This is a genomic window from Caballeronia sp. LZ033, from assembly GCF_031451265.1.
In the GTDB taxonomy this organism is placed as follows: domain Bacteria; phylum Pseudomonadota; class Gammaproteobacteria; order Burkholderiales; family Burkholderiaceae; genus Caballeronia.
Map to the genome: position 1 here is coordinate 1,936,764 of NZ_JARUXQ010000001.1, position 15,393 is coordinate 1,952,156.

General features: G+C 64.0%; 16 protein-coding genes and 5 tRNA genes. 6 read left to right on the top strand and 15 right to left on the bottom strand.

The genetic code is table 11. The annotated features are described in order from the left end of the window. Positions 1-37: 37 nt before the first annotated feature. The 3 genes from scpB to QCE62_RS08990 all read right to left on the bottom strand — a co-directional run bounded on the left by scpB (position 38) and on the right by QCE62_RS08990 (position 3,565). The gene (gene scpB, locus QCE62_RS08980) at positions 38-1,006 is read right to left on the bottom strand and encodes an SMC-Scp complex subunit ScpB (protein ID WP_309916768.1); all 969 of its coding nucleotides are present in this window, start codon (positions 1,004-1,006) and stop codon (positions 38-40) included. 335 nt (positions 1,007-1,341) lie between these two features. Further along, positions 1,342-2,577: a pyridoxal phosphate-dependent aminotransferase gene (locus QCE62_RS08985; protein ID WP_309916771.1), complete on the bottom strand. Its 1,236-nt coding sequence runs from the start codon at positions 2,575-2,577 to the stop codon at positions 1,342-1,344. An 85-nt stretch (positions 2,578-2,662) separates the two neighbouring features. Beyond that, positions 2,663-3,565 (bottom strand): LysR substrate-binding domain-containing protein, encoded by a 903-nt coding sequence (locus tag QCE62_RS08990; RefSeq protein WP_309919749.1) that lies wholly within the window; start codon positions 3,563-3,565, stop codon positions 2,663-2,665. 427 nt (positions 3,566-3,992) lie between these two features. Here QCE62_RS08990 and QCE62_RS08995 point away from each other — a divergent pair, with 427 nt between their 5' ends. Together QCE62_RS08995 and QCE62_RS09000 are read left to right on the top strand one after the other, a co-directional pair. Further along, positions 3,993-4,394 carry a transposase gene (locus QCE62_RS08995; RefSeq protein WP_309808600.1) on the top strand — a complete coding sequence of 134 codons (402 nt, stop codon included), beginning with the start codon at positions 3,993-3,995 and terminating at the stop codon, positions 4,392-4,394. Between the two features lie 247 nt (positions 4,395-4,641). Next, the gene (locus QCE62_RS09000) at positions 4,642-4,899 is read left to right on the top strand and encodes a hypothetical protein (RefSeq protein ID WP_309916774.1); all 258 of its coding nucleotides are present in this window, start codon (positions 4,642-4,644) and stop codon (positions 4,897-4,899) included. A gap of 299 nt (positions 4,900-5,198) precedes the next feature. Here the strand turns inward: QCE62_RS09000 and QCE62_RS09005 are convergent, their stop codons facing one another. After that, positions 5,199-5,510 (bottom strand): hypothetical protein, encoded by a 312-nt coding sequence (locus QCE62_RS09005; protein WP_309916776.1) that lies wholly within the window; start codon positions 5,508-5,510, stop codon positions 5,199-5,201. Positions 5,511-5,847: 337 nt separating this feature from the next. On the opposite strand from QCE62_RS09005, the gene QCE62_RS09010 reads away from it, so the two are divergent. Further along, on the top strand, positions 5,848-6,501 hold the full coding sequence (locus QCE62_RS09010; protein WP_309916778.1) for a YdcF family protein: 654 nt from the start codon (positions 5,848-5,850) through the stop codon (positions 6,499-6,501). Between the two features lie 316 nt (positions 6,502-6,817). After that, on the top strand, positions 6,818-7,063 hold the full coding sequence (locus tag QCE62_RS09015; protein WP_309916781.1) for a hypothetical protein: 246 nt from the start codon (positions 6,818-6,820) through the stop codon (positions 7,061-7,063). A gap of 111 nt (positions 7,064-7,174) precedes the next feature. Here QCE62_RS09015 and QCE62_RS09020 read toward each other — a convergent pair whose 3' ends face one another. After that, positions 7,175-7,594, bottom strand: coding sequence for a gamma-glutamylcyclotransferase family protein (locus tag QCE62_RS09020; protein WP_309916784.1), 420 nt, complete (start codon positions 7,592-7,594; stop codon positions 7,175-7,177). Positions 7,595-7,755: 161 nt separating this feature from the next. Between QCE62_RS09020 and QCE62_RS09025 the strand changes: the two genes are divergently transcribed. Further along, positions 7,756-8,607 carry a helix-turn-helix transcriptional regulator gene (locus QCE62_RS09025; protein WP_309916787.1) on the top strand — a complete coding sequence of 284 codons (852 nt, stop codon included), beginning with the start codon at positions 7,756-7,758 and terminating at the stop codon, positions 8,605-8,607. A gap of 7 nt (positions 8,608-8,614) precedes the next feature. Here the strand turns inward: QCE62_RS09025 and QCE62_RS09030 are convergent, their stop codons facing one another. From QCE62_RS09030 to gltX, 7 genes are all read right to left on the bottom strand, one after another. Continuing rightward, positions 8,615-9,079 (bottom strand): GNAT family N-acetyltransferase, encoded by a 465-nt coding sequence (locus tag QCE62_RS09030; RefSeq protein ID WP_309808616.1) that lies wholly within the window; start codon positions 9,077-9,079, stop codon positions 8,615-8,617. A 175-nt stretch (positions 9,080-9,254) separates the two neighbouring features. Beyond that, positions 9,255-9,331, bottom strand: a tRNA-Asp gene (locus tag QCE62_RS09035). A 77-nt stretch (positions 9,332-9,408) separates the two neighbouring features. After that, positions 9,409-9,484 (bottom strand) — tRNA-Glu (locus QCE62_RS09040). Between the two features lie 83 nt (positions 9,485-9,567). Next, positions 9,568-9,644 (bottom strand) — tRNA-Asp (locus QCE62_RS09045). A 69-nt stretch (positions 9,645-9,713) separates the two neighbouring features. Further along, positions 9,714-9,789: transfer RNA gene (locus QCE62_RS09050), tRNA-Glu, on the bottom strand. A 164-nt stretch (positions 9,790-9,953) separates the two neighbouring features. Beyond that, positions 9,954-10,029, bottom strand: a tRNA-Ala gene (locus QCE62_RS09055). A 151-nt stretch (positions 10,030-10,180) separates the two neighbouring features. Next, complete coding sequence (gene gltX / locus QCE62_RS09060; RefSeq protein WP_309916790.1) at positions 10,181-11,590, bottom strand: glutamate--tRNA ligase; 1,410 nt, start codon at positions 11,588-11,590, stop codon at positions 10,181-10,183. A gap of 310 nt (positions 11,591-11,900) precedes the next feature. Here gltX and QCE62_RS09065 point away from each other — a divergent pair, with 310 nt between their 5' ends. Beyond that, the gene (locus tag QCE62_RS09065) at positions 11,901-12,833 is read left to right on the top strand and encodes a patatin-like phospholipase family protein (RefSeq protein WP_309916793.1); all 933 of its coding nucleotides are present in this window, start codon (positions 11,901-11,903) and stop codon (positions 12,831-12,833) included. 93 nt (positions 12,834-12,926) lie between these two features. Here the strand turns inward: QCE62_RS09065 and iscX are convergent, their stop codons facing one another. Genes iscX through hscA form a run of 3 tightly spaced genes read right to left on the bottom strand, consistent with a single transcriptional unit; the run spans position 12,927 to position 15,373 of the window. Continuing rightward, positions 12,927-13,124, bottom strand: a complete 198-nt coding sequence (gene iscX, locus QCE62_RS09070; RefSeq protein WP_309808622.1) for a Fe-S cluster assembly protein IscX — start codon at positions 13,122-13,124, stop codon at positions 12,927-12,929. A gap of 14 nt (positions 13,125-13,138) precedes the next feature. Further along, entirely contained in the window at positions 13,139-13,480 is a 342-nt protein-coding gene (gene fdx, locus QCE62_RS09075; RefSeq protein ID WP_061138726.1) for an ISC system 2Fe-2S type ferredoxin, read from the bottom strand. Between the two features lie 27 nt (positions 13,481-13,507). Further along, positions 13,508-15,373: a Fe-S protein assembly chaperone HscA gene (hscA, locus tag QCE62_RS09080; RefSeq protein ID WP_309916795.1), complete on the bottom strand. Its 1,866-nt coding sequence runs from the start codon at positions 15,371-15,373 to the stop codon at positions 13,508-13,510. Positions 15,374-15,393 lie beyond the last annotated feature (20 nt).

Consider the following 15,393-nt stretch of genomic DNA (forward strand, 5'->3'; position numbering starts at 1 on the left):
GAGCCGGGTTCCGGAACAGGGGCCATGCGTCTTTGCGTCAGGCGCGGCGCGCCTTCGGTTCTTCGGAGTCGTCGTCCAGTTCGTCTTCGAACACTGGACCCGTGTCTTGCGCGTCGTCGCGCGGCGCCGGAGTCAGAGCCGGCGCGGTGTGCGCGTCCTGCGCGGTATTCAATTGCTGCGGGTGAAGCTCGGCGGGGACCGCCCGGGTCGGGTCGATGTCCTCCGCTGCGGCCTGCGCAGGTTCCGTACCCTGCCCGACGGGTTCATCGTGTGCCGCGTGTCCTTCGTCTTGCTCGCCCTGTCGTCCATCGACGACCGCGCCGGGCCCCTGCGATTCCTCTTCCGGCGCGGCGGACCCGCTTGCCGCGTCGAGCGGCTTATCGGCGTTGACCGGCGCCTCAGGTTGATGTTCCGCGGCAGCGGGCGCATCCACGGCCACGCTTTCGGGGAATTCGATCGAATGCTGCGCGAGCAGCGACGCTTCGAATTGCGCCGATGGATTATCCAGTGCCGGCAGTTCGTCGAGCGCGCTCAGGCCGAGGTCGTCGAGAAACTGCTTGGTCGTGGCATACAGCGCCGGACGTCCCGGCACATCCCGATGACCAATGACTTCGATCCAGCTGCGATCTTCCAGTTGCTTTACGACCTGCGTGTTCACCGTCACGCCCCGAATCTCTTCGATATCGCCCCGCGTCACCGGCTGCCGATAGGCAATGATCGCGAGCGTTTCGAGAACCGCGCGGGAATACTTGGGCGGCTTTTCAGGATGCAGGCGGTCGAGATAACTCCGCATCGCCGGCTTGCTCTGAAAACGCCAGCCCGAAGCAAGCGCCACGAGTTCCACGCCACGGCCCGACCAGTCGGCCTGAAGCGCTTCGAGCAAGGTGCGCACGGTGTCCGCCGAGATGTCGTCGGCGAACAGCTTGCGCAAATCATGCAGCCTCAGCGGTTCCTGCGCGCAAATCAGGGCAGTCTCGAGGACGATCTTCGCCTCTTGGGTATTCATGCAGCTTGGGTCAACCCTGTATGGTCAATGATTCGATTCAAAGCGAGCTTGAGCAGATTCGAACGCCACCGGAGCGGTGCGAACGATAAAGCTGTACGCGGAATTTCAAGACGCGCTCGCCCGATTTCTCGCCCGATCGGAACCGGTCATATTGATTGGGAGCACGCACCGGGGAGAGGCAGCATTGGGCGTTCGGTGAGCGAGCGCCGGGCCAGTCCAGCCGGTCGAGGTGGCGCTTTCCAAGACGAAAGCGCGTGACTGAGCGCCATATTACGCAAAAAGAACCGGGGCGTAAAGGTGAAGCAGCATCGCGACCGAAACTCACTCGAAGGCGCCTACGCCGCGCCGCGCGCCGCCAGGAAGCGCCGCAGACGCTCGACGCCCTCATCGAGGCGCGCCGGATCGCAGGCGTAGCACCAGCGCACGAAACCTTCGCCCTCTGCGCCGAACGCACTGCCCGGCGCGAGACCGAGTCCGGCGTCGCGCACCAGCGACTTGCACAGGTCGAGGCTGTGCGCCGCGCCCGGGAGCGAGAAGAACAGGTACATCGCGCCGTCGGGCGCGCGCACGTCGACGCCTTCGATGCCCTGCAACGCGCTCACGAGGTGATCACGGCTCGCGCGCAGATCGGCGACGAGCGACTGCGTGAAGCTCTCGCCCTCCGCGACGGCGACCACGCCCGCTCTCTGCACAAACGACGGCGCGCACGACGTGTTGTATTCCACCAGCTTGCCGAGATCGTCCATCAGTTGAGTGGGCGCGACGAGCCAGCCCAGGCGCCAGCCGGTCATGAGCCACGCCTTCGAAAAGGAATTCACCGCGATCACGCGCTCGTCGCGCGCAGCGAGATCGAGGAAGGAAGGCGCGGCGCCGCCGTCATCGCCGTAATAGAGACGCTCGTAGACCTCGTCCGCGACGATCCAGATGCCATGGCGCCGGCAATGTGCCAGGACGGCGCGCTGGTCGTCGCGGCTCATGGTCCAGCCGGTGGGGTTGTTGGGCGAGTTGATCATCAGCATGCGCGTGTCCGGCGTGAGCGCAGCCAGCAAGCGGTCGAGATCGAGCGTCCAGCCATGTGCGCCGTAGCTCAGCGACACCGTTTCGACGCTCGCGCCCAGAATTTTCGGAATCTCGACGAGATTCGGCCACAGCGGCGTCACCGCAACCACGCGATCGCCCGCGCCGACCACCAGCTGGGCCGCGAGCATCAGCGCGTTCACGCCGGCGCTCGTCACGGCGACGTGATCCACCGAGGTTGCGCCGTGCAGTCCGCTCACGTAAGCAGCGAGCGCCTCGCGCAGCGGCGCGATGCCGAGATTGTGCGTATAGAAGGTGTCGCCGTCGGCGAGCGCGCGGCTGGCGGCGTCGCGAATGAAGGGCGGCGTCACGCGGTCGGATTCGCCAAACCAGAACGGCAGCACGTTCGCGACGCCGAATCCCGCGTTCGCCACTTCACGGATCTGCGACGGGCGCAGCGCCCGCACGGCATCGCGGGCATTCGGCGCACCGAACCCGTGCGCGCCGCCGAGTTGACTCAGTTCGCTGATCACTGCTCCTTCCGATTCACTCATTACCCGCCCCGTTGCATTGTCAATTCAGGAAATCAAGTCTAACGCGCGCCTGCCGGTTTAGCGGCGCGCACCGGTTCAAGCCCGTTCAAATCAGATCTTCCGCGCGCCGCGGCAGCGAAGCGATCAGCGACCAGACCGATTCAGCCGCCGGCGACAGCGAACGATCGCGCCTGCGCACCAGTTCCACTGTGCGCTCCGCGCGCGGTTCGAGCGGCAACGCCACCAGCGACGACTCCGCCGGCAACGGCAGCGCGAGCCACGGCAGCACGCTCACGCCGACGCCCGCCTCGACGAGCCCGAACACCGTCGCCGAATGCCCCAGCTCCTGCACGACCTGCGCGTCGACGCCGTGCTCGCGCATGACGGCATCGATGAGCGGCCGGCTGCCGGAGGCGTAATCGAGCATCACGAGGCGCTCGCCGGCGAGCTTTTCCCATGGCACGGCGTCCTGGCGGCCGAGCGGATGATCGCGCCGCGCCACAAGACAGAACGAATCGGTCATGACGGGTTCGCCGTACAGGTCATCCGACGCAAACGGGCCGATCACGACGCCGAAATCCACCTCGCCCGATTTGACCTTGCGCAGGACGTCGGACTGGACGTCGTCGCGCAGGCCGAGCGAGATCAGCGGGAACTGCGTCAGGCACGAGGCGACGACGCGCGGCATCAGCCGGCACGCGATCGTCGGACTCGCCGCGACGATCACCCGCCCGCGGCGCTGTTGCCCCAGGTCGCGGACTTCGCGCAGCGCCTCGTCCAGATCCGCGAGCAGCCGCGACACTGTACCGACGAGGTTCAGGCCGACATCGGTCAACTGCACTTCGCGGGTCGTGCGGTCGATCAGCTTGAAACCGATCTCGCCTTCCAGTTCCCGCACACAGCGGCTGACGGCCGACTGCGTGAGGCCGATTTCATCGCCCGCGCGACTGAAGCTGCGCAGCCGCGAGACCTCGATGAAGACACGCAGCTGTCGCAGCGTCACGTTCAAGGGCGCGTTCATTCCGATCGCTCATCAATATTGTCGTTTGAGTCGGATTATAGGTCTGAGCAGGCTGAATGCTTGCGCGAACGTACGTTTCGCTGCGGTGCAGCATATTCTGGAAACGCACGCCGGATGGGCCTATTGCACTGGATTGGTGATTGTCCCGATTTCTTAATTGGTTCATTTCGGGTCTGATACGGGCCATGCTGACATCGCGTCAGCCTACTGCCATGCGGGTTTCCCGGATTTCGCGACACGCATGGCACGGTTCTCGCATTTCATTGCGCACAGAGGTCGGAGTCGTTACACGGAAGAACGAAATGGTTGTTCACCGTCATCCGCTCCGGCCTTTCCTGGGTATTCGTTCATCGGATTCCGACCAGAGTGCGCGGCGCGGGGCAGCGCACCGGGGTTAGCTTCGCTGAGGTGAGATATGGTGCTGTTCGACGATTTGAGAGATAACGAGTGGGCGCTGGTTGAGGCGTTGTTCTGTGCCGAACCGGCGCGTAGCGAGCGGCGCGGCCGTCCGCGCGTCGAAGCGCGTGCGGTGGTCAATGCCGTGTTGTGGGTGCTTTCGACAGGCGAAGGCTGGTCGAAACTGCCCGGCCGGTACCCTTCCCCGCCGACCTGCCGTCGACGCTTCGACGAGTGGCAAGCAGACGGCACGCTGGCCGAGATCGTCAAGCGCCTTGCGGGCAATGGCCGCGAAGTGTCGCTGCGTGGCCGCATCGGTTCGAGCGCCGCCAAGCCGCCTACGCCGCCGAGCCGCGACCGCCTGCGCGGCGCGTTCTGGACCAACCCGGAATCGTGGCGCGCGCCAGCAAAGATGGCCTGACCATCGCGCCTTGCCGAGGCCGTCGTCAGACGGCCTCGATGCATCATCGTCCTGCTGCGCAAGCTTGCCTTGCGCCCTGTCTGTTCTCTCCATCGGTTATCCGTGCGGCTCTGTACGCTAGCAGACGTCGTCGGCGCGCACGTGGAGCGAAACAACTCTTTACTATTCCTTACAGCGCGGAAGCGGTCCGACGCTTAACTTGGTGAATGATCGAACCAGCCCCACGCGGGCTTGGAGGGATTTCGCCATGAAAGCATCGACTCTGCTCGTCCACGGCGCGCTGGTTGCGCTGATGAGCACGACGGCGATGAGCCAGGCTCAGCCGCCGCCTGCCGCGTCCGATTTTCATGTCAGCACCAAGGCAGCCATGGAAGCACCGCAGGGCGGTCCGCGCACACGCGGCGTAACGCCTCCGGCGCCCCGTGGCGACCTGCGCGGCGATATCGCCAGCAACGTGCGCGCACGCCCCGATGCCGAGCGCGACGGACGGCCGCAGCATCACTGAGCTCCAGACTTCATCAGGTGCGCGCGCGACGCGGCTGCGTTCGCGCGAAGAGACGACGAGAAGGAATCCCGCTCGTCAGCGACAGTCACAGGTTTTGCCGTGCACGTAGCGTGGCAACAGTGAGATCCGGAATGCCCGTATCCTCGTGATACGGGTTTTTTTTGGCTGCGGCTCCGGCGGAAGCGCCGCGCTCCAGCGGGTTCGTCCGGCCCGTACAGGCGAACAGGCGAAGCCTCTCCCTCGGCCTTCGCCGATCGCTTGCCGCCCGAAGCAGGACGACGAAAGCGCTGTCCTGCGGACTAGACCTTCGCCTCCGCCAGCGTTTCCTGCCCGCCGAACGTGTAGCGTTCCGTGCGGCGCAGGTCCCAGTCGGTGGAGCGCTCATTGCGCGAAAGTCTCGAGAATTCGTTTTTTCCCCGCTCGGTCACGACAGCGATGTCGACCGGGGCATGAAAGCCTGGCGCGGGCGCGACGGTGCGCTGACGGGTCAATTCCAGCAGGCCGAGCGCGCGCAGGAGATCGAAGACATTGGGGCGTTTCGCCCAGGGAACCTGACGATACTGCGCTCGGCGAAGTGCTTCGAGTACGGCTTCGTTGGAATACGTGGTCATCTCGTTCTTTCTTCCTATGCAGCCATGACGACGCTCGTGACGGTCGCAAGACGGTCCGCGACGTCGACTAAACGCGGCGCGCCGAATCTCGTTTGCGAGCAAGTCGACTCGCAGCCGAATGTTTGGCCGCCGCTTGCGTTAGGTGCTGCTTTCTATTACAAGCCCCCGATGAGAGCGCGCTGATCACACGCTTTGCTGCCAACCCGCCGATGCGCCCGGTTGTGCGCGATGACGAAACGATTTGTCTTAAAACCAATACGTTACCCCAATCAAATTGGTTCTATTCACTTTATTCCTGCTTTTTTTTGCATCATTCGCGCTATGGCGACGCCGTCGCGTGCAGATCGCAATCGTCACGGCGGCGCTGGCGTGGGGCATCGGAGCGGGCTGGTTCGCCGCGCCGCTGCTCGCGGTGGCGCAGCGCGGCTACACCCGCACGGCCGCGCCTGACTTCGCTCCGGACACGATCATCGTGCTGATGGGCGGCGGAACCGATCGCAGCGACACGGGGCTCGTGCCCAAGCCCGACTCGATGCAGCGCATTGCGGCGACAGCCGCGCTGTACCGTGAATGCCGGGAAGCGGCGCGATCGTGCAAGGTGATTGTGAGCGGCGGGGATCCCGAACATCACGGCCAGGCCGAAGCCGACAACTACGCGCCCTATGTGCTCGCCCAAGGCGTCCAGCCCGATGATCTGGTGCGTGAGAACCAAAGTCTCAATACCTGGCAGAACGCCCGCAATGTCGCTGCCATTGTGGGCCGCGCACATGACAATCGTTTGATCATCGTAACCTCCGCCTATCACATGCGGCGTTCGCTCCGCGCGTTTCAGGCATTCGGCTTCGATCCCCAGCCCTACGTGTCCAGTGCCCGGCACGGCCACGTCACGCTCCTGCCGCGTCTCGGAAGCTTCGAGACGAGCGAGATCGCGCTGCACGAACTCGTCGGGCTGGCGCGCTTCGGGGTGTATCGGTGGCTGCACCTGTATTGAACCGACGTCGCGAAATCGGACGAATCGTCTGAAAAGCGCGGATGATCGGCCGTATCGATTGATCAGTACTAGCAACTGAAACAATCCGCCGATATGATTTTCAACGGTCAAAACTGGCAAGGCGCTGGATTGGCGCCGGACATTGCCCGACACGTCTGTCCTGTTCCGCGCCTATCATAGGAAGGTCCGGATCGCGGACACTCGGCTTCAAGAAGGTCGGTTGCCGGCGCGGGAGCGTTTATTGCTCACACCCAAAGCGTTTTTCCACCGGATCGGACAGGCGATTCCCGGGTTCAACACCTACTAGGAGGTAACAATGAAGAAAGTGTCCCTGGCTGTTCTGTTGTCCCTCAGTGCAATCGCGACAGGCGCTTATGCGCAGAGCGATCAAGGCGTGACCATGAGCACCGATCCCGCCAAGATTTCCGACATCGAAACGCGTGCGCAAAACCTGCAGTCGCAGCAGGACAACATGCAAAACATGCATTCGCAATCGTCGTCACACAAGTCGATGCATCACAAGAAGTCACACAGCAAGCCGATGAGCGGCTCGAGCCAGTAACGATCGAACCGCCCTTTTTGCTTCGGGGCCATTCACGCCGCCTTTGATGCGATGTCGCGTCAAAGGCGGCGCGGACTCATGCAGCAGCGCTTCCTGCATTTGGCATAGCGCTTACTTGACCCGGCTGGCGCGATGGGTGACCCAGTCGCCGCTCTCAATGCGCGACAGACCCGCTACCGCCTGCGCCGTGACGGGATAGATCATGCAGTCGAGCCGGTCTCGACGACCATCCAGTTCCACCTCTACATTCAGCCGGTGCGCCCGGAACAGTCCTTCCACGCCCGGATAGACTTCCTCGATCTCATCCAGCACCGGCACGAGCGCATCTTCGATGCGATACACATCGCCGTGAACCGGTTGTCCCTCGTCATCGATCACGAGGCCCGGGTAGGCGCCAAAATCGAAAAGCTCCCCATGAACGTGCGCCCGGCCCAGACATTGGGGAGCCGCAATGCCATGCCGTTCGGCCGCCTGGTTGATATCGTTCGCCTCGCCCGCGCGCAGCGTGCCGTACACGAAAACGTATTGCATCGGGAATGCCGCTCCTGTCGTTGAATTCATCGATGGCGAATTATGCGCCCGCCACGTGCGCCTGCGAGCCGGGCCAAACAAGGCTGCTTTCGGCTAACATCGTCGGCTGATGGCGGCGTGTCGGCGCGCGGCCAACCTGCATCTCCACTCATCAGGCACACATGATCAACCTGGTCGAAGCGGCATCGTCGGACGAGGAAGTCGAGCATCTCGACATCCCGCCCGAGCATGCGCCCACGCTCGCCCATCCGATTCGCGTACGCTCCAGACCCGTGCCCTATGGCGTACGTATCGCCCTGCACACGCATCCGTGGGCGCAGGTCGCCTACACGTCGCGTGGCGTGTTGCGCGTCGCGACCGTCGATTCGACCTGGATGGTGCCGCCTTCCCGCGCCATCTGGGTGCCGCCGAATGTCACGCACGAAGTGGTGATCGTCGAGGATGCCTATCTGCGCACCCTGTATGTCGATGCGAGCGTGGTGCCGGCAGGCCTCGGTGCGTGCCGCGTGGTGGAGGTGTCGGCGCTGCTTCGCGAGGTGATCGCCGCCCTCGATGACGCTTCCATCTCCCCGGAGCGAGAACGGCTGCTCGGCACGCTCGCGCTGGACGAGATCATCCGCTCGGAACCCCTGCCCCTCTCGGTGCCGATGCCCAACGAAAAGCGCCTGCGCGCGCTGTGCAACGCCGTGCTCGCCGAACCGTCTCATTCCGATCTGGAGCGCTGGTCGTCCGAGGCGGGCGCAAGTCCGCGCACCATCGCGCGGCTGTTCAGGCGGGAGCTCGGCGTCAGCTTTTCGCAGTGGCGCCAGCAGGCCGTGCTTGCACGCGCCATTCCGTTGCTGAGCCAGGGGCGTCCGCTCGCGCAGGTGGCGCGCGAACTCGGCTATCAGAGCCAGAGTGCCTTCTCGGCGATGTTCCGTCGCGCATTCGGCGAAAGTCCGCGTGCGTTCTTCGCGCGCGACAACGGTGACAGCCCTGAAGATCGCAGCACGCGCGATCCGGACGGCGCGTGAAGTCTGGTCAGACGCGTCGCACCATATGACGGATCGCGCCGAGTTGCGCGAGACGCGGCCCCGCCAGCCGATAGCCCATGCGCAGGTAAAGCCGTGCTGCGGGGTTGTCGACGAACACGCGCAACTGGCATTCGGCCAGCCCACGCGCCCGCGCCCAGCGATGCGCCGTGTTGAGCAGGAACGTACCCGCGCCGCGCCCGCGATACCCTTGTGCGATCTGCACGTCACGAATATGCAGCGAGTCACCTTCTTCGGTCACGCGCATGACGCCGATGGGCGTGCCATCTGCCTGCAGGATGAAATTTTCGGATTCGCGCCAGCTGGAAAGAAAGAGATCGCCACGCCAGACGAGATTGTGGCGTCGATAGTAGCCGGCCATGTTGTCGTGCATGAGCGCTTCGGCGAATGCGAAGTCTGCCATGGTCGCCTGGCGTAATTGATACAGCGAGAGGTCTTCGGTGGGATCCAGCATCGCGGGTGCGGGCACGAGAACAAGTGCCTCAACACTAAGTCAGCGCGGGCAGGCTGGCAATGGCCATTACTACGGGCGATCGTCCATTCGGCCGAGTACGAAACGGAAGGCGGCCATGAACAGAATCCAGCAGGCAAAAAAAATCCAGCCCGGAGGCTGGATTTCTCTTTACTGCTGGCGGAGCGGACGGGACTCGAACCCGCGACCCCCGGCGTGACAGGCCGGTATTCTAACCAACTGAACTACCGCTCCACTTTCTTGTAATCGGCGCACCGATCCGCCGTGTCATCGACGAACCTTGCAGCGCTTCTGGCAGCCGCCGATCAATCTGGCGTCCCCTAGGGGATTCGAACCCCTGTACTCACCGTGAAAGGGTGATGTCCTAGGCCTCTAGACGAAGGGGACTTCAACTTCTTGCAAACTGCGGCGAAAAAAAACCGGCTCTCAATAGCCGGAGTGTTTTTGCTCGCAGTATTCAAACCAGGTGTTGGCGGAGCGGACGGGGCTCGAACCCGCGACCCCCGGCGTGACAGGCCGGTATTCTAACCAACTGAACTACCGCTCCACTTTCTTGCTATCGATCCGCCGTGTCACCGACGAACGCTGCAGCGCTCTCTAGCAGCCGCCGATAATCTGGCGTCCCCTAGGGGATTCGAACCCCTGTACTCACCGTGAAAGGGTGATGTCCTAGGCCTCTAGACGAAGGGGACAGAAACTTGTTGACTCTGTCTTACTACTGTCTCGCCAACTTACTTTCTGCCGGTCAGCGAAGACCGAAATTCTATACAACTTCGTGCTGTTTGTGAAGTATTTTTTGCGACTTCCAAGTTTCTGGAGAACAACTTCGCCCTACTTCACCTTGCTTGACTGTTCTTGGTGGAGGTAAGCGGGATCGAACCGCTGACCTCTTGCATGCCATGCAAGCGCTCTCCCAGCTGAGCTATACCCCCTTGCAGAACAGAAACGAGATTGTATAGGGCGTTTTCGTAGTTGTAAATACCCTCTGACGAACAAATCGCAAATTATTTGGCTCATCTCGTGCAGTTGCACGCAATCGATGGAGCCCGGCGCTTTCCCACGCGCGCCGGGCCCGCGGAAACATCAACTCGCCGCCTTTCCCAAGCGATTCACGACAACATCGCGACCGAACAGCATCAGCACGGCATCGATGGACGGCGTGTGCGTCGTGCCTGCCACCAGCAGTCGCACCGGCATTGCGAGCTGCGGCATCTTGAGCTTGTGTGCGCCGAGCGTGGCCTTGAGCGCCGCCGCAATCGCTTCCTTGTTCCATTCCACTTCGGCGAGCGCCGTGCACAGATCGGCGATGGCCGGACGCACCGCATCCGTCACGTGTTGCGCATACGCGTCCGGTTCGATCACCGGCTCGCGATAGAACATCGCGGCGTTATCGGCGATCTCCTTCACCGTCGATGCACGGTCCTTCAGCAGCCCGATCACCTGATCGAGCGGCGCGCCGGCAGCGAGCGCGGCGGCATCGATGCCGCCGGCGAGCAGGAACGGCCGGGTCAACTCCGCCAGGCGCGCGTTGTCGGCTTCCTTGATGTAATGAGCATTGAGCCAGTTGAGCTTGTCGTGGTCGTACTGCGCGGGCGACTTGCCGAGATGCTCGAGATCGAACCACTCGACGAACTGCTCACGCGAGAAAATCTCCGCGTCGCCATGCGACCAGCCGAGGCGCGCGAGATAGTTCACCACCGCTTCCGGCAGATAGCCGTTGTCGCGATAGCCCGTCACGCTCATCGCGCCGTGACGCTTGCTCATCTTCTCGCCCTGCTCGTTCAGCACGGTCGGCAGATGCGCGTACACCGGCGTGTCGCCGCCGAGCGCGCGCAGGATGTTGATCTGGCGCGGCGTGTTGTTGACGTGATCGTCGCCGCGGATGACGTGCGTGATCTTCATGTCGAGATCGTCGACGACCACGCAGAAGTTATAGGTCGGCGTGCCGTCGGGACGCGCGATCACGAGGTCGTCGAGTTCCTCGTTCGAGATCTCGATGTGGCCTTTCACCGCGTCGTCCCACGCGACGGCGCCCGTCAGCGGATTGCGGAAGCGCACCACCGGCTCCACGCCTTCGGGCACCGGCGGCAGCACCTTGCCCGGCTCGGGACGCCAGGTGCCGTCATAACGCGGCTTTTCGCCGGCGGCGCGCTGGCGCTCGCGCAGGGCGTCGAGCTCTTCCGTAGACATGTAGCAGTGGTACGCCAGCCCCTTCTCGAGCATCTGCGCGACGACCTCGCGATAACGGTCCATGCGCTGCATCTGATAGAACGGGCCTTCGTCGAAATCGAGTCCGAGCCAGTCCATGCCTTCGAGAATTGCGTCGACCGAGGCGTCGGTGGAACGCTCGAGATCGGTGTCCTCGATGCGCAGCACGAAGGTGCCCTTCATCTTGCGCGCGAACGCCCACGGATACAGCGCGGAACGGATGTTGCCGAGATGGATGAAGCCGGTCGGGCTCGGAGCGAAGCGTGTGCGGACTGGGGTGGTCATTGCTGTGTACTCGATGAGGGCGCCGCCGCCGCGCGGCCAACCCGGAGCGGGCGGCGCACGGCCGAGGCCGGAATGCGATCTGGCGGGCCGCGTGCGCGACGGCCGTCGGAGACGGCCAGCGCACGGCGTGGCGCACGAAACACCCGCACGCGAGCCCGCCCAAAATGAGCCGAAATTATACTCGCCGGCCGCATCGTGTCGGCCCGCGAGCCTTTGCTTTATGATGTGCGCGCCTGATCGTCACCTGTCCACGAAACCTCCCCGACGCCTCGCGCCATTCGTCCGGGACCCGCTGCATCCGGAGCACGCCTTGAGTTCATCGTCACCCCGTCTTTCACGCCGCGCGTTCTCGCTCGCGGCCGCCTCGTCCGTTCTTGCCGCCTGCACCACGACCAGCAGCGGCGTGTCGGGCGAGACCGCATCCGCGCCGCCACCCCGGCAGGAACCGCAGCGGCCGGTGCGCATCGGCCTGGCGCTGGGCGGCGGCGCGGCGCGCGGCTTCGCGCATATCGGCGTGATCAAGGCGCTCGAAGCGCGCAACCTGCACGTGGATCTCGTCGCCGGCACGAGCGCGGGTTCGGTGATCGCGGCGCTGTATGCATCGGGCATGAACGGCATCGCCATCAACAAGCTCGCGCTGACCATGGACGAAGCCTCGATCAGCGACTGGGCCATGCCCTTCCGCACGCGCGGCATCCTGCAGGGCGTCGCGCTGCAGAACTACCTCAACAAGACCCTCGACAACCGGCCGATCGAGAAGATGGCGCGGCCGCTCGGCATCGTCGCCACGGATCTCAGGAACGGCCAGCCGATCCTCTTCCAGCGCGGCAATACGGGCATTGCGGTGCGTGCGTCGTGCAGCGTGCCGTCGATCTTCGAGCCGGTGAAGATCGGCGATCGCGAGTATGTGGACGGCGGCCTCGTGAGCCCGGTGCCGGCCGCGTTCGCGCACAAGATGGGCGCGGACTTCGTGATCGCCGTCGACATCTCGGCGCGCCCCGAAAGCGGTCTCACGACGAGTTCGTTCGACGTGCTCATGCAGACTTTCACGATCATGGGCCAGACCATCAAGGCCTACGAGCTCGACAAGTACGCCAACGCGGTGATCCGCCCGAATCTCAACGCGATGAGCAGCAGCGACTTCAGCCAGCGCAACGTGTCGATTCTCGCGGGTGAAGAAGCGGTGGCGAAGATGTGGCCGACGCTGCAACGCCAGTTGCAGGACAAGGGCGTGCGCGTCTGAACATCGGAACATCTAAACGCAACGGGCGCAAAAAAACGGCGGCTTCCTGTGCGAAGCCGCCGTTCTTATTTCAAGCCGGATCAGCGTGAGGGATCAGTAATCCGCGTCCTCGATCCACGCTGCCTGGATCGATTCCAGGATCTTCTCGTTGGACTTGTCGGGATCGTCGTCGAAGCCATCGAGCTCGGTAATCCAGCGGTGCAGGTCAGTGAAACGCACATATTGAGGATCGATATCCTGATGCGCGTCGGTGAGAGCCATCGCGATCTCCTGAGTATCTGTCCACTTCATGGGCGAGCCTCCTGTCAGTGATTTTCCTTGGCGTGATTGATGGTGTAGCGCGGGATCTCGACCACCAGATCCTCGTCGGCCGGCACCATTGCCTGACATGATAACCGCGATGTAGGTTCCAGCCCCCACGCTTTATCGAGCAGATCGTCCTCGAGTTCCTCGGACGGTTCGAGCGCGTTGAAGCCTTCCCGGATGATGACGTGACAGGTCGTGCACGCGCACGACTTCTCGCACGCATGCTCGATCTCGATGCCGTGATCCAGCAGGTTGTCGCAGATGCTCTTGGCCGTATCGGCGTCGATCACCGCGCCGTCCGGACACAGCTCGACGTGAGGCAGTACAACGATTTGAGGCATTTTTCGTAAGTTCTCGAATGGGGATGATCAGACGTCGTCGAGCTTGCGACCCGCGAGCGCGCGACGAATGCTCTTGTTCATGCGGCGCGCGGCGAATTCGTCGGTGGCCGTGGCAAGCGTCTTCGTCGCCTCCTCGATCACTTCCGGCGACTCGCCCTGCGCAACCTGTTCCAGCGCCGCGGTAAGCGTGTCGATCTCCGCGCGCTCCTGCTCATCGAGCAGTTCGCCGTCGGATGCGAGCGCCGCGTGCGTCGCTTCGATCATGCGCTGCGCTTCCACCTGCGCCTCGCGCAGCGCACGCGCGCGCATATCGATGTCGGCGGTCTTGAAGCTTTCCTCGAGCATGCGCGCGACGTCGTCGTCAGCGAGGCCATACGAAGGCTTCACGATCACCGATGCCTCCACGCCCGAGGTCTGCTCACGCGCGAACACGGACAGGAGACCGTCGGCGTCGACCTGATAGGTCACGCGGATGCGCGCCGCGCCGGCGGCCATCGGCGGGATGCCGCGCAGCTCGAAACGCGCGAGCGAGCGGCAGTCGGACACCAGCTCGCGCTCGCCCTGCACGATGTGAATCGCCATCGCGGTCTGGCCGTCCTTGAAGGTCGTGAAGTCCTGCGCGCGCGCGGTCGGGATGGTGGAATTGCGCGGGATGATCTTCTCGGTGAGGCCGCCCATCGTCTCGACGCCGAGCGACAGCGGGATCACGTCGAGCAGCAGCCAGTCGTCGCCTTCGCCGCGCCGATTGCCGGCGAGCAGATCGGCCTGGATCGCGGCGCCGAGCGCGACGACCTGATCCGGATCGAGATTGATGAGCGGCGGCTGGCCGAAGAAGGTCTCGACCGCGCGCCGGATCACCGGCATGCGCGTCGCGCCGCCAACCAGCACCACGCCCTTGATGTCCTGCGCCGTCACCTTGGCGTCGCGCAGCGCTTTCTTCGTCGGCGTGAGCGTGCGCGCAACGAGCGCCTGCGTCAGCTCGGCGAACTGCGCCTCGCTCACGGCGACATCGATTTTGCCGCCAGTCGAAAGCGTGGCCTGCACACGCGTCTCGGCCACATCCGACAGCGCTTCCTTCGCCGCGCGCACGCGGTCGAGCAGCAAGCGCACGTCTTCAGGCGCGTCCAGCGACACGCCCGCCTGCGCCAGCACGTGGCGATACAGCACGTGATCGAAGTCGTCGCCGCCGAGCGCGGAATCGCCGCCTGCCGCGAGCACTTCGAAGACGCCCTTCGTCAGCTTCAGGATGGACAGATCGAAGGTGCCGCCGCCCAGGTCATAGACCGCGTAAAGCCCTTCGGCGCCGTTGTCGAGACCGTAGGCGATCGCCGCCGCCGTCGGTTCGTTGAGGAGCCGCAGCACATTCAGGCCCGCGAGCTTCGCGGCGTCCTTGGTGGCCTGGCGCTGCGCTTCGTCGAAATAGGCGGGCACCGTGATGACCGCGCCGACGAGATCCTCGCCGAGCGAATCTTCCGCGCGGTAACGCAGCGTGGCGAGAATCTCCGCCGACACTTCCACCGGGCTCTTCACGCCGTCGATGGTGCGGATCTGCACCATGCCCGGCGCGTCGATGAAGTCGTACGGCGCGTTCTCCGCGCCTTCCACCTCGCTCTTGCCGCGCCCCATGAAGCGCTTGACCGAGACGATCGTGTTGCGCGGATCGAGAACGGCTTCTTCCTTCGCGATACGGCCGATGCGCCGTCCGCCCTTCTCCAGATAACGCACGACCGACGGCAGCAGCACATGGCCGTCCTCGTCGGGAAGCGCTTCGGGGACACTGTTGCGCACGGCCGCGACGAGCGAATTCGTCGTGCCGAGATCGATGCCGACCGCCACGCGCCGCTGATGCGGCGCCGGCGCCATGCCGGGTTCTGAGATTTGCAGTAAAGCCATCGTTGGTCTTATGGGGTGGT

Excerpts from the sequence above, each read along its gene's own strand:
- QCE62_RS09020 (WP_309916784.1), bottom strand. The coding sequence starts at position 7,594 with ATGCAATACGTTTTCGTGTACGGCACGCTGCGCGCGGGCGAGGCGAAC.
- QCE62_RS09005 (WP_309916776.1), bottom strand. The coding sequence starts at position 5,510 with ATGACCACGTATTCCAACGAAGCCGTACTCGAAGCACTTCGCCGAGCG.
- QCE62_RS08985 (WP_309916771.1), bottom strand. The coding sequence starts at position 2,577 with ATGAGTGAATCGGAAGGAGCAGTGATCAGCGAACTGAGTCAACTCGGC.
- QCE62_RS09030 (WP_309808616.1), bottom strand. The coding sequence starts at position 9,079 with ATGCTGGATCCCACCGAAGACCTCTCGCTGTATCAATTACGCCAGGCG.
- QCE62_RS09025 (WP_309916787.1), top strand. The coding sequence starts at position 7,756 with ATGATCAACCTGGTCGAAGCGGCATCGTCGGACGAGGAAGTCGAGCAT.
- QCE62_RS09000 (WP_309916774.1), top strand. The coding sequence starts at position 4,642 with ATGAAAGCATCGACTCTGCTCGTCCACGGCGCGCTGGTTGCGCTGATG.
- QCE62_RS08995 (WP_309808600.1), top strand. The coding sequence starts at position 3,993 with ATGGTGCTGTTCGACGATTTGAGAGATAACGAGTGGGCGCTGGTTGAG.
- QCE62_RS09015 (WP_309916781.1), top strand. The coding sequence starts at position 6,818 with ATGAAGAAAGTGTCCCTGGCTGTTCTGTTGTCCCTCAGTGCAATCGCG.
- gltX (WP_309916790.1), bottom strand. The coding sequence starts at position 11,590 with ATGACCACCCCAGTCCGCACACGCTTCGCTCCGAGCCCGACCGGCTTC.
- scpB (WP_309916768.1), bottom strand. The coding sequence starts at position 1,006 with ATGAATACCCAAGAGGCGAAGATCGTCCTCGAGACTGCCCTGATTTGC.
- iscX (WP_309808622.1), bottom strand. The coding sequence starts at position 13,124 with ATGAAGTGGACAGATACTCAGGAGATCGCGATGGCTCTCACCGACGCG.
- fdx (WP_061138726.1), bottom strand. The coding sequence starts at position 13,480 with ATGCCTCAAATCGTTGTACTGCCTCACGTCGAGCTGTGTCCGGACGGC.
- hscA (WP_309916795.1), bottom strand. The coding sequence starts at position 15,373 with ATGGCTTTACTGCAAATCTCAGAACCCGGCATGGCGCCGGCGCCGCAT.